The 17,465-nt window shown below is 65.7% G+C and carries 14 protein-coding genes; 6 read left to right on the forward strand and 8 right to left on the reverse strand.

Annotation, left to right across the window (positions count from 1 at the left end):
* Nucleotides 1-8 precede the first annotated feature (8 nt).
* The gene (locus V3C33_18185; protein ID XAS67341.1) at nucleotides 9-983 is read right to left on the reverse strand and encodes a sugar ABC transporter permease; all 975 of its coding nucleotides are present in this window, start codon (nucleotides 981-983) and stop codon (nucleotides 9-11) included.
* The gene (locus tag V3C33_18190; GenBank protein ID XAS69786.1) at nucleotides 983-2,305 is read right to left on the reverse strand and encodes a sugar ABC transporter substrate-binding protein; all 1,323 of its coding nucleotides are present in this window, start codon (nucleotides 2,303-2,305) and stop codon (nucleotides 983-985) included. Before V3C33_18190 ends, V3C33_18185 begins: the two co-directional genes overlap by 1 nt.
* Before the next feature lie 217 nt (nucleotides 2,306-2,522).
* Here V3C33_18190 and V3C33_18195 point away from each other — a divergent pair, with 217 nt between their 5' ends.
* On the forward strand, nucleotides 2,523-3,473 hold the full coding sequence (locus V3C33_18195; GenBank protein XAS67342.1) for a sugar-binding domain-containing protein: 951 nt from the start codon (nucleotides 2,523-2,525) through the stop codon (nucleotides 3,471-3,473).
* Nucleotides 3,474-3,594: 121 nt separating this feature from the next.
* Here the strand turns inward: V3C33_18195 and V3C33_18200 are convergent, their stop codons facing one another.
* From V3C33_18200 to V3C33_18225, 6 genes are all read right to left on the reverse strand, one after another.
* Entirely contained in the window at nucleotides 3,595-4,527 is a 933-nt protein-coding gene (locus V3C33_18200) for a diacylglycerol kinase family protein (GenBank protein ID XAS67343.1), read from the reverse strand.
* Between the two features lie 75 nt (nucleotides 4,528-4,602).
* Entirely contained in the window at nucleotides 4,603-6,090 is a 1,488-nt protein-coding gene (locus V3C33_18205; GenBank protein XAS67344.1) for a mannitol dehydrogenase family protein, read from the reverse strand.
* Between the two features lie 98 nt (nucleotides 6,091-6,188).
* The gene (locus V3C33_18210) at nucleotides 6,189-7,562 is read right to left on the reverse strand and encodes an NAD(P)(+) transhydrogenase (Re/Si-specific) subunit beta (GenBank protein XAS67345.1); all 1,374 of its coding nucleotides are present in this window, start codon (nucleotides 7,560-7,562) and stop codon (nucleotides 6,189-6,191) included.
* Nucleotides 7,559-7,933, reverse strand: a complete 375-nt coding sequence (locus V3C33_18215) for an NAD(P) transhydrogenase subunit alpha (protein XAS67346.1) — start codon at nucleotides 7,931-7,933, stop codon at nucleotides 7,559-7,561. The genes V3C33_18210 and V3C33_18215 overlap by 4 nt, the downstream gene beginning before the upstream one ends.
* Entirely contained in the window at nucleotides 7,933-9,195 is a 1,263-nt protein-coding gene (locus V3C33_18220) for a Re/Si-specific NAD(P)(+) transhydrogenase subunit alpha (protein ID XAS67347.1), read from the reverse strand. Before V3C33_18220 ends, V3C33_18215 begins: the two co-directional genes overlap by 1 nt.
* Before the next feature lie 315 nt (nucleotides 9,196-9,510).
* Nucleotides 9,511-11,427, reverse strand: coding sequence for a primary-amine oxidase (locus V3C33_18225; protein ID XAS67348.1), 1,917 nt, complete (start codon nucleotides 11,425-11,427; stop codon nucleotides 9,511-9,513).
* A 138-nt stretch (nucleotides 11,428-11,565) separates the two neighbouring features.
* Between V3C33_18225 and V3C33_18230 the strand changes: the two genes are divergently transcribed.
* The 5 genes from V3C33_18230 to V3C33_18250 all read left to right on the forward strand — a co-directional run bounded on the left by V3C33_18230 (nucleotide 11,566) and on the right by V3C33_18250 (nucleotide 17,465).
* Nucleotides 11,566-12,162 carry a TetR family transcriptional regulator C-terminal domain-containing protein gene (locus V3C33_18230; GenBank protein XAS67349.1) on the forward strand — a complete coding sequence of 199 codons (597 nt, stop codon included), beginning with the start codon at nucleotides 11,566-11,568 and terminating at the stop codon, nucleotides 12,160-12,162.
* 231 nt (nucleotides 12,163-12,393) lie between these two features.
* Nucleotides 12,394-13,269, forward strand: a complete 876-nt coding sequence (locus V3C33_18235) for a helix-turn-helix domain-containing protein (protein ID XAS69787.1) — start codon at nucleotides 12,394-12,396, stop codon at nucleotides 13,267-13,269.
* 184 nt (nucleotides 13,270-13,453) lie between these two features.
* Nucleotides 13,454-14,899, forward strand: coding sequence for an aldehyde dehydrogenase family protein (locus V3C33_18240; GenBank protein XAS67350.1), 1,446 nt, complete (start codon nucleotides 13,454-13,456; stop codon nucleotides 14,897-14,899).
* A gap of 51 nt (nucleotides 14,900-14,950) precedes the next feature.
* On the forward strand, nucleotides 14,951-16,027 hold the full coding sequence (locus V3C33_18245; protein XAS67351.1) for an IS630 family transposase: 1,077 nt from the start codon (nucleotides 14,951-14,953) through the stop codon (nucleotides 16,025-16,027).
* Nucleotides 16,028-16,154: 127 nt separating this feature from the next.
* Complete coding sequence (locus V3C33_18250; protein ID XAS67352.1) at nucleotides 16,155-17,465, forward strand: APC family permease; 1,311 nt, start codon at nucleotides 16,155-16,157, stop codon at nucleotides 17,463-17,465.

Consider the following 17,465-nt stretch of genomic DNA (forward strand, 5'->3'; position numbering starts at 1 on the left):
GCCACGGCCTAATCCTTTGTATCGAAGCTGCGGAAGATGAGGCGCAGGGCGAAGCTGGCAATGAAGATGGTGGCGATGACAACCACCACGCCCATCGCTGCTGCCTGGCCGATGTCGAAGCCCAGGAAGGCCCGCTGGTAGATGTAGAACGGCAGGTTGGCGCTGGCAGTCCCGGGGCCGCCGGCCGTCATCAGGTAGATCTGGTCGAAGGTGTTCACCACGTAGATGGCACCGAGGAGCACGCCGAGTTCGATGTACCGGCGCAGCTGCGGGAGCGTGACGAAGACGAAGGTCTTGCCCCAGCCGGCACCGTCGATCTGGGCGGCCTCGAGGACATCCTTGGGCTGGGCCTGCAGCCCGGCGAGGACCAGCAGCATCATAAAGGGGGTCCACTGCCAGACAAGGGCCATCAGGATGGAGACCACGGGGTATTGCGAGGTCCAGTCCACGGGCCCGATTCCCACCAGGCCGATGGCCCAGTTCACCAGCCCGAAGCTCGGGTTGAGCATGGACACGGACCACAGGGTGGCACCGGCCACGGGCATGATCAGGAACGGCGTGATGAGCATGGTCCGCACCACGCCGCGGCCCTTGAAGCTGCGGTCCAGCAGAATGGCGAAGAAGGTGCCGAGAACCATGGCGGCGAAAACGCAGCCCAGCGTGATGACCACGCTGTTCAGCGCAGCACCGCGGAAGGTGGAGTCCAGGAAGATGTCCGCGTAGTTCCGCAGGCCCACGAAAATGTCGCCGTCGGTGCGGAGCAGGTTCCAGGACCGCAGCGAGTACCAGAGGGTCACCACAAACGGCAGCTGCGTGACCAGGACGGTGAAGATCAGTGCCGGCAGGAGCGGAGCCCGTCGACGCCAGCCTTCGGCCGCGGACCGCCCGCTGTTGCCCCTGCCGCTCCTGCCCTCGTCCCTGAGCAGCTGCTGCTTCAGTTCGTGCTGCTTGAGGTTGTGTTTGCCAACCAGTGTTGCCGTCATTACTTGCCGCCTTCCTTGGACGCGCCGGATTTGTAGGACTCAGCCACGGTTTCCGCGTATTGCTGTGATTGCTCCAATGCCTGCTTGACCGTCTTCTGCCCTGCGATGGCGGCGGAGATCTGCTGCGCCACGCGCGTGCCGAGGTCCTGGAATTCCGGGATACCCACAAACTGCAGGCCCGGGTACGGAACGGCCTGGGTCATGCTGGATTTCTGCGAGGCTCCGTTCATGGCCGCGAGGGTGGGGCCGGCGTACGCCTGCGCCACCTTGGCGTAGTCGGGGTTCTCGTAGGTTGACTTGCGGCTGCCCGGGGGGACGCGCTCCCAGCCCACCTTGTTGCCCACCAGTTTGATGTAGTCCTTGTCGGTCATCCAGGAGACGAAGTCCCAGGCCGCGTCCTTGTGCTTGCTGGTCTCGGGGATGGCGAGGGACCAGCTGTACAGCCAGCCGGCGGATTCGGTGTTCTTCACCGGTGCCGGGGCGTAGGCGGTTTTGCCCACCACGGTGGAGGATTTGGGGTCCTCGATGCTGGAGACCATGGCCGTGGCGTCGTACCACATGGCGGCCTTGCCCTGGCTGTAGCGGGTGATGCAGTCGCCGTAGCCGCTGGTGGCTGCGCCCGGCTGGCCGCTGGTGCGGACCAGGTCAACGTAGTCGGTGACGGCGGCTTCCACCTCGGGGGAATCCAGCCTGGCGTTCCAGTCCTGATCGAACCACCGGCCGCCGTACGTGTTGATGGCCGTGCCCAGCGGCGCCATCACTTCGCCCCAGCCGGCGAGCCCGCGCAGGCAGACGCCGGCGAAGTCCCTCCGGGGATCATTGAGCTTTTCGGCGAAACCCTTGACGTCAGCCCAGGTGGGGTTGGCTGGCATGGTCAGCCCGGCCGCCTCGAAGAGATCCTTGCGGTAGGCCAGGAAGGAGGATTCGCCGTAGAAGGGCACCGAGTAGAGGTCCCCATCGTAGCTGAGCGCGTCCTTGATGGTGGGGATGAAGTCGTCCGGATCGTAGCCGGCCGTCTTGTCCGCGTAGGGCTGCAGATCCGTGATCCAGCCGTTCTTGGCCCACATCTGCGTCTCATAGTTGGAGATCATCACGGCGTCGAACTCGCCGCCGCCGGTGGCCACCGAGGCCGTGATCTTGGCCCTGGCTTCGTTCTCCGGCAGAGACACAAACCTCACGTTGATGCCGGGGTGCTTCGCCTTGAAATCATCCTGAAGCGCAATGGCATCCTTCATCTGCGGGTTGGCAACGATGGCGACCACAATGTCCGTGGGGCCGGAGGCCTCGCCGCCGCCCGCCGTCGAACATCCTGTCAGCAGCATGGCCGTCGCAGCGGCTCCTGCCACCAGGCTTTTCAGCCGTCCGGTGCCGGGACGGCGCGTGCGCCGCCGGCTGCGGTTAGGGGGAAACTTCATTGGCTACCCTCAATCTTTCTGCTCATTTGAGATCCAAGTCGTGCTCATTTGTAATGTGACTCTAGTCATATATACTCAATTGAGCAAGACTTGGCGCTCATTCGTTACGCACAAAGGTGAAACTGTGTCTGAGACATCGCACGAGGAACTCCTGGCCCTGATCGGCAAGGAGTACTACCTGGACAACCGGTCAAAGGTTGAAATCGCCACGTCCTACGGCATCTCGCGGTTCCAGGTGGCGCGCTATCTGGACGAAGCGCGGGCCGCGGGAATTGTGAGGATCGAGGTGCATTTCCCCGACTCCCCCGTGCCCGCGGATGCATCCCAGCTGGCAGCATCGCTCGGTGTGCGGCGGGTTGTGGTGGTCCGCAGCCTGGCCGACGTCGTCCAGCAGCGCGATGAACTGGGACGTGCCGCGGCCAAGGAGCTGATGGCCGCCACGCGTGCCGGCATGACGGTGGGGATTTCCTGGTCCCGGACCCTCGACGTAGCGGCGCACTACGTGACTGAACTTCCCCCGTGCGAGGTGGTCCAGCTTGCCGGGGCGCTCCCCGTGGCCGGGAACGGGAACCCGCTAGAGCTGATCCAGCGCCTGGGCCGGGTGGCGGGCGGCAGGACCTGGCCCATGTGGGCGCCGCTGGTGGTTGACAGCGCCGCAACGGCCAACGGGCTGCGCAGGCAGCCCGAAATCTCGGACGCCCTGAACAAGGCGGACTCGCTGGACCTGGCGGTGATCGCCATCGGAGGGTGGGCGCCGGAGATTTCCACCGTCTGGGAACGCGTGGACAACCCGGTGCGGAAAGCTGCGCTGGCGGCAGGCGCCGTGGCCGAGTGCTCGGGCCGCCTGATCGACGCGAACGGCTCGGCGGTGACCACGGAACTGGACGCCCGCATCATCGCCGTCACGCTCGCGCAGCTGCAGGGCACCCCCCAGGTCATTGCCGTGGCGCAGGGAGCCGGGCGGGCGGACGCCGTCCGCGCTTCTGCCGCCGCCGGGTTCATCAGCACCCTGATCCTTGACGAGGAACTTGCCGGCGCCCTTGCCGGCGAGCTGTCGGCCGAGGCCCCCGCGTGACTTCAGAAACACAGAGGGCAGCGTTTGAGGTGTGTCAACGATGTGAGACAGTCGGGTAGTTCGTTGCGGAACAGGCTGCTGCGGCTGAGGCGACGTCTGGGGAGCCGCGAGCGGTCAGCTCTCAGCCATGCGTACCGGCCATGCGTACCAGCAGGGCGCCGGGATCCACTTTCATGGAGAGGTGTGAGCCCTTGCCCTCGTGGTCGCCGTCGAGCTGGAATTCCTGTTCGTGCGCCAGGCTGATCTCCACTGACTTGCCCTGGAAATATTCCACCGAGGTGTCTTTGCCCCGGCCCTTGCCCACCATTTCGGCCAGGACGCCGAGCCAGCCAAACGTGCCGCCGGGCGCCAGGACAACCAGGTCCAGGATGCCGTCATCCACCGAAGCGTCCGGGAAAATCTCAACGCCGCCCTGCAGTTTGCCGCAGTTACCCACCATCACGCTGCGCATCCGGCGGCTGACGGCATGCTGGCCGTCAACGCTGATCTTCGCTTTGACGGGCTTGCCGGGAAGGTTGCGGACGGCGGCGTCCACATAGGCCAGCCACCCTACTTTGTCCTTGAGGTCAGAGTTGGTGTCGGCCATGATGCTGGCGTCGAATCCGAGTCCGGCCATCACCACGAAAACCTGCCCGTCCTCCGAGTGGTCAAGGGTTGCCCGCACTACGTCGATTTTCCGGTCGCTACCCAGCAGCGCGCTGCTGACGGCCGCGTCCATGTCCGTGATGTCGATGCCCAGGTTGCGGGCCAGCAGGTTTCCGGTGCCGAGCGGGATGAGTCCCACTGGCGTGCCTGTTCCGGCAAGAACCTCAGCCACGCAGCGAACCGTTCCGTCACCGCCCGCGGCCATAACGACGTCGGCTCCTGCCTCCAGCGCTTCCCGCGCCTGCCCGGTACCCGGGTCCTCCTCGGTTGTTTCGAGCCACAGCGGCTCATCCCAGCCGTTGCTCGCGCTGAGCCGTGTGAGCATGCCGCGCACATCCACATCCGCGGACTTGGCGGGATTGATGACAACGGCCGCGCGCTTCAACGGCGTGGAATCTGAGGCTGACATGGGATCCTTCTGGTTCGAAGCAGGCGTGGTTCCTCGGTGACAAGGCAATCCTAACCGCGCCCGACGGAACCGTGCTCAGGCTCGGGCTTCGGTACTTACCAGCTGCTCCACAGCTGCGCGGGCTCCCGAACTGTGCAGTGTATCCAGCGCCTTGAGGTACTGGCCGGTGAACCGTTCGTTGTCCACCAGATCGCCGAAGACCCCGCGGTTCCGGAGGAACGCCAGCCTGTCCTCGCGCTGCCGCGAAGCGGCAGCCATCAGCGGTTCCCTGAGACGGTCGACGACGTCGATCGCCTCCCCTGCCTCGTCCGCACCTTCGGCGTAACGCGCCCAGGAGGCGACGATCGCGGCGGAACGGGAGATCTCGCCGTCGTGCTCCAGGTTGATCCGGATCACCGGAACCAGCCACTTGGGGATCCGGTCCGACGACTCGGCACACAGGCGGGCCAGGGTGTCACGGACATGCTCATTGGCGAAGCGCTCGATCAGCGTCCTCTTGTACAGTGGCAGGTCAACGCCGGGCAGGGGCGCCAGCGTGGGCGTGGCCTCGCGGTCCATGTAGTCCAGCAGGAACCGGACGAACAACGGATCCTGGCAGGCCTCGTGCGCATAGCGGTAGCCGGCCAGGTAGCCGAAATAGCACTGGCCCTGGTGGCTGGCGTTGAGCAGCCGCAGCTTCATGAGCTCGTACGGCTCAACGTCCTCCACCAGCTGGACGCCGGCTTCCTCGAACTCCGGGCGGCCAAGACTGAAGTGGTCCTCCAGCACCCACTGCTCGAAGGGTTCGCAGACCACCGGCCACTGGTCCTCCACACCGAATTCGTCCGCGATCTCGGCGCAGTCGGCGTCCGTGGTGACGGGCGTGATCCGGTCCACCATGGAGTTGGGGAACGGGACGTTTTCGCTGATCCAGGCGCCCAGGCCGGCGTCCTTCAAGGTGGCGTAGGCGGTGAACATTTTCTTGGCGACATCGCCGTTGCCCTGGATGTTGTCGCAGGACATCACCGTGAACGGCGCAATGCCGCGCTCACGTCGGCGGGCCAGCGCTTCGGTGACCAGGCCGAAGGTGGTCTTCGGGGCAGCGGCGGAGGCGAGATCATGGACCACGTCCGGATGGCCGGCGTCGAACTCCCCGGTCACGTGATGGAAGTTGTAGCCGCCCTCCGTGACGGTCAGGGAAACGATCCTGACCTCGGGCGAGGCCATCTTTTCGATGACCGCTTCGGGGTCTTCCGGGGCGAAGAGGTACTCCTTGATGGAGCCGATGACGCGGCCTTCACGGGTGCCGTCCGGGTTCTTGAGCACCAGCGTGTAGAGGCAGTCCTGGTCCGCCATGACCTGTTTCATTCTGGCGTCGTGGGGCAGCACCCCCACACCGCAGATGGCCCAGTCCAGGGCCGTGCCCTGGTTCATCAGCCGGTCGAGGTACATGGCCTGGTGGGCACGGTGGAAGCCGCCCACACCGAAGTGGACGATTCCCGTTTTCAGGGCGGAGCGGTCATAGCCGGGGACTGCCAGTTTGGCGGACAGCTGGGGCAGGGCGCGTGAATCGAGCGTCGTCATCGAGGATCCTCAGGCGGTAGTAGGAACTTTCCGCCAGCGTATCAGATGAGCGCTATTGGTGTGCTCAAATGAGCGACGGGTTCTCAACCGCCGGGGAATTACAGCCCCTTGACCGCCCCCAGCACCTTGGTCAGGGAGTCCTTCGCGTCGCCGAACAGCAGCGTGGTCTGCGGCTCGTGCATCAGCTCGTTCTCGATCCCCGCGAACCCGGGCCGCATGGAACGCTTGAGGAAGACCACCTGCCGCGCGTCGGCCACCTCGAGGATGGGCATGCCATAGATCGGCGAGCCGGGGGACGTCTTCGCGGCGGGGTTGACGACGTCGTTCGCGCCCACCACCAACGCCACATCGGCCGTCCTGAATTCGGAGTTGATCTCGCTCATCTCCTTGAGTGACTCGTAGGGCACATTGGCCTCGGCCAGCAGCACATTCATGTGCCCCGGCATGCGCCCGGCCACCGGATGAATTGCGAAGTCCACCCGGATGCCGCGGGCCTCGAGGGCCAGGGCGAGCTCGGCCGCGGTGTGCTGCCCCTGTGCCACGGCGAGCCCGTAGCCGGGGACGATGATCACCCGCTGCGAGTAGCCCAGCAGTACGGCGACGTCCTCCGCGCTGGAAGAGCGCACTGGCCGATCGCTCACCGCGGTCGATCCCGCCGTCGAGCCTCCCCGGAACGCCCCGAACAGGATGCCCGCCACGCTGCGGCCCATGGCCGCTGCCATGGCCCGGGTGAGGATGGTGCCCGAGGCGCCCACCAGGGTGCCGGCCACCACCAGGAGCACGTTGCCCAGCACCAGGCCGGAGGCCGCCACGGCCAGGCCGGTGAAGGCGTTCAGCAGCGAGATGACGATCGGCACGTCTGCGCCGCCCACCGGCAGCACCAGCAGTACGCCGGCCAGCAGCCCCAGCACCAGAAGCACCAGCGCGAGCGCGAAGGAACCGGTAAGGACGACGGCGGCGGCGGCACCCACCGCAGCGAGGAGCACCGCACCCATGATCACCGGCAGGCCGGGGAACACCACGGGCCGGGTGGTCATGAGCTCCTGCAGCTTGGCGAAGGTCAGGGCTGATCCGGCGAAGGAGACGGCCCCCACCAGCAGCGTGAAGACGATGGCAACGCGCACCCAGGCGTCCTCTGTGTGGGCGAGCTCGAGCAGTGCCACAAGTGCCGCGGCCCCGCCGCCCACGCCGTTGAACAACGCCACGAGCTGCGGCATCTGGGTCATCTTCACCCGCCGTGCCACCGGCGCGGCAACCGCCGAGCCCACCGCGATCGCGGCGAGGATCCAGGGGATGTTGTCCAGTTTGACCGAGAAGAAGACCGTGACGACGGCGAGCAGCGCACCGAACGCGCCCAAAAGATTGCCGCGGCGGGCGGTGCGCGGCGAGTTCAGGCCCCTGAGTGCCAGGATGAAGCAGGCGGCCGCTGCAAGGTAGAGCACGGCCGTCCAGCTCGGGTTGAGGAGAGTCACTGTGCGCCCTCCTTGCCCTCGGAGGCTGGCGCGTCAGGCGCCTTTCCAGCCGATGCCTTTCCGGTGGACGCCTTCCCGGCGGACGACGGCGGGACCTTGCGGCCGCGGAACATCTCCAGCATGCGGTCCGTCACCACAAATCCGCCCACCAGATTAGCGGTGGCGAGGACGACTGCGAGCAGGGCAACCGCCAGCACCCACGGATCCTCCGCCTGACCGGCCACGATGATGGCTCCCACCAGAATGATGCCGTGGATGGCGTTGGCCCCGGACATCAGGGGTGTGTGCAGCGTGCTGGAGACCTTCGAGACCACCTCGAAGCCCACGAAGACCGACAGCACTGTGATGGTGAGCAGGCTCATGCCGTCCATCAGGACATCCCTTCGATCCGGGCTTCTGCGGGCTGAGGCTCTGCCGGCTGAGGCTCTGCCGGTCGGGACCGCACAGCATATGGCTCAACGTCCGGCTGAGGCTCGACGGCGAGTGCGGTAAGAGCCTCCGCCGTCGGCCCGTGCCGCACTGCGCCGCCGTGCGTCAGGCAGGCGCCCGCCACCACTTCGTCCTCGAAATCCGGGGTCACGGTGCCCTCCCGGGTCATCAGAGCCAGCAGGTTGGCGACGTTCTTGGCGTACAGGCGCGACGCGTCGGCCGGCATGGTGGAGGCGACGTCCTTCATCCCCACCAGGGTGACGCTTCCCCGACCGTCCGCCGTGGGCACCTGGACGTCCTGGCCGGGCACGGAACCCTCCACATTGCCGCCGGACTCAGCGGCGAGGTCGACGACGACGGAACCCGGGCGCATGCCCTGCACCATTTCCCGGCTCACCAGAAGCGGTGCCCGCCTGCCGGGGACAGCCGCCGTCGTGATCAGAACGTCCGCCTGGGCGACGTGCGGGGCCAGAAGCCGGCGCTGCAGGGCGCCGCGGTCGGCGCTGAGCTCCCGCGCGTAGCCGCCGGATGCCTCCGCTGTCTCCCCCACCTTGTCGAGGCCCAGCTTGATGAAGGTGCCGCCCATTGAAGCCACCTCGTCGGCCGAAGACGGCCGGATGTCGTTGGCGGAGACGCGCGCCCCAAGCCGTTTGGCCGTGCCGATGGCCTGCAGCCCGGCGACGCCCACGCCGAGGACCAGCACCCGGGCCGGAGGGACGGTTCCGGCGGCCGTCATGAAGAGCGGGAAGAAGCGCGGCAGGCGCATGGCCGCTTCGAGCACGCAGCGGTATCCGGCCACGAGGGCCTGCGAGGAAAGGGCGTCCATGGACTGGGCGCGGGAGATGCGCGGCACCAGCTCGAGGGCGAAGGAGGTCACTCCGGCGTCTGCCAGCGCCCTTACGGTGGGCAGTTCGGACGACGGCGAGGCCAGACCGATGGTGACGGCACCCCGGTGGAGGGCTTTAGCTGTCGACGGTTCGAGCGCGCGCACGTGGGCGTAGACGTCCAGCTCGCCGAGATCGAGGTCGGGGACGATCCGGCCTCCCGCCTGGTGGTACTCGTCGTCGCTGTGTCCTGCGGCGACGCCCGCGCGCGACTCGATCAGGACCTCGAGGCCCAGCCCTACCAGCTGCTTCACCGTTTCCGGCGTCGCGGCCACCCGCCGCTCCCCGTCGCGGCGTTCCCGCGGTATGCCTAGTTTCACCAGCGACTCCCTTTCGGACGAGTACAGCGGTGCCGCTCTGGTGGGATGCGCCCGGGGATGGGCTTGACTCTCGCGGAGCGGCACTGCTGCACGTAGTTGGCTCGAGTCTATGGCCCACAGGGCCGGCAGGGCAGTAAGGCGGGTGTTACGGCAGGCGCAACAAGGTCGGGGCAACCGGATCGTGGTCGCTGCTGTAGCGGCTGTCCAGGGTGAAGGTGTTGATGGCCGCCTTGCTCACGGTGATCCCGGCTTGACGACGGCGGCGTCCTCGGCGCGCGGGTACGTCATGTTGCGGACCACTGCCCGGCATGACCACTAATTGTGGCAATGGCCACCGTCGGCCTGAGTGGTCGGCGGGACATCGAGGACGGGGGAGCGGTCGAAGAACCCGTCTGGACGAAGCTTGAAGCCCACGGAGTCCACCGGCATGATCGGCCAGTCCTCGACGCGCGGATAGTGGGTCAGGCCGAAGGTGTGCCAGAGCACGATGTCCTGGCCGTCTATGTCGCGGTTCTGCGCGATGTACGACGGCAGGCCGGCGCCGCCCGCATTCTGGTTGACGAAGTTCCCGGTGGGGTAGCGCTCGTCCTCGGCGAAGCGGGTGATCCAGAGGTCCTTGGTGGCGAACGCCGCCCGCTGGGCCACCGAGGAGCCCTTGTCCGCCAGCAGCATCGGCTGACCCTGCGGGCACAGCTTGTAGGCCACGGGCTCGCCGAGGCGGTTGAGCGAGTTCGGGTTGGAAATGTGCCAGGTCCGGCCTTTGCGCATGTCCGCCTCGCGGACGCCCTCGGATTCGGTGGCCAGCAGCGTGCGCCGGCGGGTGAAGGCGTTGCCCCGCTCGTTGCCGTCGCCCATCGGGACGCGGACCGATTCCTCTTCCTCCACCCGGTTGGTATTGCCGTCCAGGGCCATGTCCAGGCGCGCCCCGAACAGGTGCTGGTGGAAGGGGGCGCCGAGGCCGGGCGCGATTTCCGAGGCGTAGGGATAGCCCTTGCCCGGGTGGGTGCTGGTGAAGACGACGCCGGTGGCCTTGGCCTCGAACTCTATGGTGCCATCGAGGTAGAGGTACCAGTAGAAGCCGTAGTCGTAGTTGCCGACCGTGGTGAAGAAGGAGATCACCAGCCGGCGGTTGCGGCGCGTGTAGTCGATGCCTGTCCAGAGGTCGCTGTGCTTGGCCAGGATGCTCCAGTCTTCTTCGTGCATGCAGATCCCGTTGCGGATTTCCCGCGGGTTGCCGAATCCATCCGCGATCACGGGGCTGAAGTAGGTGATTTCGCCTAGGCAGTCGCAGCCCAGCTCCAGTGAATTCGCGTATTGACCCACCAGATACTCGCCCGTGTCGAAGTAGTTCTGCCAGGAGCGTACCGGTGCCGGATCACCATAGGGAACCACCATCTCCGCGATGGAGGCCCGGTTGATCACTGAACGGCGGCGCTCACCGTCCCGGAAGGTGATGTTGTGCAGCACCAGTCCCTCACGGACGTCGAAGCCCACATCCAGGCCCCACTTTCCCCACTCCACGTGGTTGCCGCCGGTCACGGCAAAGCTCGGGCCCTCCCCCTGGGTGATGCTGATCGGCTTGAGGGTGGTGCGCAGTGGCCCGGTGAGTTCGGGGTCCGTATAGTTGCCGTGCTCCGCGGGGACCGGGACCGGACCGAAATCCAGAACCTGGTCCACGGTCTTGCCGACGATGTCCACGTATGCCACGAGTCCGTCCACGGGGTGGGCCCAGGCGCTGTCCTCGGGGAAGTCCTGGACAAAGGCCAGCCCGCGCAGGATGCGCCGGCCCTTTTCCTCGGGGTACTCGAACACACCGGCGGACAGGGGTGCCACCCGGATCTTGGCCACATCCAGATCGCGGTCCGCCAGGGCCTTGAGCCAGCGCTCGTCCCGCGCGAGGAGTTCCTCTACGATGCCGAATTCCTCCTCCAGCACGGGCAGCTCGCCGCTGACGAAGGTGTCCAGCTCGACGGCGGACTCAACGGTGCCGCTGCTGATGGACACGACGACATCCTTGGGCGCCGCACCCGAAATATCATGCAGGAAGACCCGGAAGCGGCGGTTTACGACGCCGGCCCTGGCGTCCCGGGGCGGGTCGAGCAGGCCTTGGTAGGCGACGCGGATGCTCTCCCCCAGCAGGCCCGCGTCAAGCAGTATGCCGCGGACAGCGGTGATTTCAGCGGCCGTCGCCAGGGAGTGGGCGGTGGCTGCGGCAAGTGAGGTGGGAGGCATGGTGAACCTTTCCGGATCAGCGGACAATCGGAACAATCCCGCTCGATTGTATTTTTGTTCTATGACTGTAGAGAATAACCTTAAGTAAGCTGGCTCACAAGGGCCTTTTAGGGCAGGATTCTATTTTCAGGGGGCATTGTGCCGAAGGTGGTCGACCATGACCGGCGCCGATTGCAGCTGGTCGATGCGACCTGGCGGATCATCGCCCGCCAGGGCATCGAGGGTGCCACCATGCGCGAGATCGCGGCTGAAGCTGGATTCGCCAATGGCGCGCTGAAACCCTATTTCCCCACCAAGGATGACCTGGTCACCTTCGCCTTCGCCCACGTCTTCAACCAGACGAACCGGCGCATGGAGGAGTCGACGGCAGGCAAGCAGGGCCTGGCCGCGCTTCGGGCCTACTGCCATGAGATTCTGCCCTTGGACGAGACGAGGATCAGCGAGGCCAGGATCGTCATACCCTTCTGGCAGAGGGCCCTGACCGACCCGGCCAAGGCCGAGCTGCACGACAAATCCATGCTTGAATGGCGCGCCGGGCTCCTCAGCTACCTGCACGAGGCGAGGGCAGCCGGAGAGATCCGCACCGCCGTGTCCGACGAGGACATCGTGGGACATTTGATGACCGTCGTCCTGGGCGCGCAGATCACGGCATTGCTGTCCGCTGCGGAGCATTCGCCCGCGCATCTGGTTGCCCAGCTGGACGGATATCTGCAGTTGCTCGCAACCGGCGCGTAGTCCGAAACGGGGTTTTCCGGGCCGTTATTCGCCGACTGTCGAAAAAAGGTGACAGCCGCCCCTCGCCGGGGTTACAGTGGCAGGAATGTGTTCCACGCCACATAGCGGCAGCGCCGGAGACCGGCAGAGGGGCTATCCGTGACCGAGACCAGACTGCGCGCCAGGAGCGCCGGCGCCTACCTGCCGCCTCAAACGGCGGTGGTGAACTCCTTCGCCCAGTGGCACAATCTGATCTCCGAATCCTTCGTGCCGCTGGAGGTCCGCAGCGACTCGGAGAATTTCCGCGGGCGGCTGCGCTCCCAGGTGCTCGATGAACTGTCCATTGTGGAAGTCACTGCCAGTGGCCACCAGGTTCTGCGGACCCCCTCGCTCATCGCCGCCTCCGACCGCCGGTACTTCAAGTTGAATCTCCAGCTCTCCGGGCACGGCATGCTGATCCAGGACAACCGCGAGGCCACGCTGCGCCCCGGGGATCTCGCGGTGTATGACACGCACCGGCCCTATACGCTGGCTTACGACGGCGGCTTCCGGACCTTGGTCCTGATGTTCCCTCACGATGCCCTTGGCCTGCCGGTGGACTCGATTGGCCAACTGACGGCGGTGCGGATGGCCGGCGATCTCGGGCTGGGGCGGATGATCAGCCCCTTCATGGTCCAGCTGGCCGAAAACCTCGACCTGCTATCGGGCACCTGCGGCCACCGGCTCGCCCACAACGCCGTCGACCTGATTGCCACCATGTTTGACAGCGAGCTGGGCACCCGCCGCGGTCCGGCCGCCGGCACCCACGGAGACATACTCAAGAGCATCCGTCGCTACATCGAGACCAATTTGGGTGATCCAGGGATGTCGCCCGCGGACATCGCCGGGGCACACTTCATCTCGACGCGCCACCTGCACCATCTGTTCCAGGAAACCGGCACCACGGTTGCCAACTGGATCCGGACGCGCAGGCTGGAACGCTGCCGCCGGGACCTGTCCGACCCGCTCCTAGCCGGCCGTTCGGTCAGCGCGATTGCGGCGCGTTGGGGATTTATCGAGGCCGCCCACTTCAGCCGGATCTTCCGCGGTGCGTTCGGCGAACCGCCCAGCGCCTGCCGCCGCAACTGACGACGGGGCGCCTCCGCACAAGCTTCTGTGCAGGAGGCACAAGCTCTTCGCTCGCAGTCAAGTGCCGTTCCCGCAAAGACAAGACGTGGGCCCCGTCCCCGCGGGATAGTCATAGCACTGGCTCCAATGTGTGGGTGCCACCGAACGCAAATTGCTGGCTACCAGCTCGACTAGGAGTTACCCGATGGCAACGAAACTATTCATCAACGGTGAGTGGACCGGCGCGAGCGGCGGCACCATCACCAGCTACAACCCGGCCACTGAGGAAGTCATTGAGGAAGTCGGCTTCGCCAACCGGGCGGACGTCGGCACCGCGGTCGATGCGGCCCAGGCGGCCTTCAACAATCCGCAGTGGCGGGACATGCTGCCGGCCGAGCGGGCCCGGCTCCTGTTCCGGCTCGCCGATCTGATCGATGCCCACGGCGATGAACTCGCCGAGCTGGAAACCCGGGACCAGGGCCAGCCGATCGGGATCTCACGCAACATTTCGGTCGCAGGCGCGGCCGAGCACTTCCGCTACTACGCCGGCTGGGTCACCAAGATCGAGGGCCGCACCTCCCCGATCTCCTTCTCGGACACGCTGCACTACACCCGGCGCGAACCGATCGGGGTCTGCGCGCTCATTACGCCGTGGAACTTCCCGCTGATGATCCTGTCCTGGAAGCTCGCCCCCGCCCTGGCCACCGGCAACACCGTCGTGATCAAGCCGGCGGAGCAGACACCGCTGACCTCCATCCGGCTGGTCGAATTGGCCCAGGAGGCAGGATTCCCCGCCGGCGTGGTCAACCTGGTGACCGGCGACGGCAGCACGGGCCAGGCTCTGGTGGACCACCCGAAGGTCGACAAGGTCTCGTTCACCGGCTCGACCGCCGTCGGCCGCTCCATTGTGGCGGGTTCCGCGGCGTCGAACCTGAAAAAGGTCACCCTGGAGCTGGGCGGCAAGGCCCCGTCCATCATCGCAGCCGACGCGGACATCGATGCAGCCGTCGACGGCAACATCGCCGGCGGCATGCTCAATTCCGGCCAGGTCTGCGCCGCCTACACCCGCTTCTACGTTAACCGGAAGCGCGAGGACGAATTTGTGGCCAAGATGGCAGCCGGCGTGCAGTCCATGAAGGTCGGACCCGGGGTGGATCCGTCCACGCAGCTCGGACCGCTGGTCTCCGCCGAGCACTTGGCCCACGTCGAACAGTTGGTCGCCGCCGGCAGGTCCGAGGGCGCCGAGCTGATCACCGGCGGCGGGCGCGCCGCGGACACGGGCTACTTCTACCAGCCGACTATCTTCGCCGGCGTCAAGGACAGCATGGTCATCGCGACCAAGGAGGTCTTCGGACCCGTCCTGTCGATCCTGACCTATGAGGACGATGACGAGCTGCAGGTGCTGATCGACCGCGCCAATGACACGGAGTACGGTCTGGCTGCCACCGTCTGGACCAAGGACATCACGACGGCCCACCGCCTGGTGAACGGTATCCGGGCGGGCGCAATCTTCGTGAACATGCCCCCGGTCCCGGACATGGCCGCGCCCTGGGGCGGCTTCAAGACCTCCGGCTGGGGCAATGAAATGGGCCCGTACTCGATCGACGCCTACACCCAGACCAAGGGTGTCTGGATGCACCACGGCAGCTAGTGTAGCGTGTCGTTGATTCCTTTGGGTCTGATTGTTTGTCAGACTTGGACCATGGTTTATGTGGCGAAAGCACTGGTGTTGCGTGAGGGTGATCGGGAGCTGCTGGAGTCATTGACGCGGGGGAAGTCTTCCTCGGCGACGGTGGCTCTTCGGGCCCGGACCGTTTTGCTGGCCGCCGATGGGTTGGCGAATATCCAGATTGAGAAGTCGACCGGATTCTCGGCTCCAACGGTGTTGAAATGGCGGAACCGCTACGTCCGGGACGGTGTTGAGGGACTGCAGGATGTTCCGCGTCCGGGCCGCGAACCGGTGATCGATGAGCTGGCGCTGATTGCCGAGACCCTGGTCAATGATGGGAAGCCGCCGGCGGAACTGGGGATCTCGCACTGGTCGGCCAGGATCATGGCCGAGCGTTTCGCGATCTCGTTTTCCTCCGTGGCCCGGATCTGGCGCAAATGGAAAATCCAGCCGCACCGGATCGAGACGTTCAAGTTCTCCACCGACCCGCAGCTGGAGGCCAAGCTGCGTGATGTGGTCGGCCTGTACATCTCCCCGCCGGAAAACGCAGTCGTGGTCAGCATCGATGAAAAGACCCAGATCCAGGCCCTGGACCGGACGCATGCGAATCAGCCGCTGTCCCCGAAACACGCATCCCAGCAGACGCACGACTACAAGCGCAACGGGACCACGACCCTCTTCGCTGCCCTGGACGTACTCACGGGCAAGGTCAGTGCCAACGCCTTCTACCAGCGGCACACCAACACCGAGTTCGTAGACTTCCTGAACCAGGTTGCGACCGCCCATCCGGACGTTGAACTGCACGTCATCTGCGATAACTACGCCACCCACAAGCACCAAAACGTCAAGGACTGGCTGGCCGCCAACCCGCGCGTGAGCATGCACTTCACCCCGACGAGCTGCTCCTGGCTGAACATGGTCGAGATCTTCTTCGGCCTCGTCACCCGCCAAGCCATCAGGCGGGGATCCTTCCACTCGGTCCAAGACCTCGAAGACACCATCGAAACCTACATCACCAACTACAACGAGAGCGCCAAACCATTCCGCTGGATCAAAACCGCCGACTACCTACTCGGCAAGATCAAACGAAAACAAACCATTAACACGTGACACTAGCATCGCCGTCTTTGCCCCTTTTGGCCGTGGCCCCTTGGCGGGCCGGCCGGCCGCAATCCGGCCGAGGAATCGTCCGGATGCGGACGGTTCAAGCACTGATCGACTCATGAGGAGTATGACCATGTCGATAAAACAAACCGCAACTGACATCGATGCACCGCCCACCCTGCGCAAGGGGCGCCTGGGCGTCATGGGCATCGTTTTCTTCGTGGTGGCCGCCGCCGCCCCGCTGGTCGGCATGACCGGCGCCGTTCCGATCGCCATCGTGCTCGGAAACGGCGCCGCGGCGCCCGGCGCCTATCTGGTGGTGGGCCTGACCCTGATCCTGTTCAGCGTCGGCTATGCGGCGATGAGCCAACGCGTGACCAACGCCGGGGCGTTCTTCGCCTACATCGGCGCGGGCCTGGGAAAGCACCTCAGCAGTGCTTCCGCTTTCGTCTCCATTCTGTCCTACGTGGCCATCCAGCTGGGTATCTATGGCTTCTTCGGCGGCCTGATTTCGACACAGATCGGCATGCTCCCGTGGTGGGCGTGGTCCCTGCTGGCCTGGGTCATCGTCACCTTCCTATCGCTGCTTAGCGTCGACGTCGGCGCCAAATTCCTCGGTGGGTTGATGCTGCTTGAACTCTCCTCGCTGGTCATCACCTCAGTGGCGATCCTCATCCAGGGCGGACCGGAAGGCCTCAATTTCGCGGCTTCCTTCAGCCCGGGGTCGATCATCGCCGGCGGACTCGCCGGCTCGGCCGGCATCGCCTTCGCCTTTGCCTTCGCGTCCTTCATCGGCTTCGAGGCCACCGCGATCTACGGTGAAGAGTCCAAGGACCCGAAGAAGGTCGTACCGCGGGCCACATACCTCGCGGTGGGCGTCATCACCTTGCTGTTCGCCCTCACCGCCTTCGCCATGGTGACCGGAATGGGAGCCTCCACGGTGGTCCAAAAGACGGTGGAGTACTCCACGATCGGGAACGTCCCGCTGGCCGACCCGGCCGCGGTGCTGTTCGCCCTGGCCACGCAGTACATCGGGCCTTGGATGGCGACGGTCATGAGCATCCTCGTGCTCTCGAGCCTGTTCGCCGGTTTGTTGGCCTTCCAGAACGCCGCCAGCCGCTACCTGTTCGCGCTCGGCCGCGGCGGCGTGCTGCCCAAGGTGCTGAGCCACGTCAACTGCCGTGGTGCCCCCAGCACCGCATCGATTGTCACGTCAGTGGTCTCGGGGCTCGTCATCGTCGTCTTCGCCATCTTCCAGCTCGACCCGGTGCTCAACCTTTTCTACTGGTTCAGCGGCCTCGCCGTCGTCGCCATCGTGCTGATCGAGATCCTGGTGTGCATCGCCGTGGTCGTGTTCTTCCGGCGCAACAAGGGCACCGAAAACGTCTTCCAGACGACGATTGCCCCGATTCTGTCCGCCATCGGTCTGGTGCTGGGCGAATAA

The organism is Micrococcaceae bacterium Sec5.7, assembly GCA_039636785.1.
In the GTDB taxonomy this organism is placed as follows: domain Bacteria; phylum Actinomycetota; class Actinomycetes; order Actinomycetales; family Micrococcaceae; genus Arthrobacter.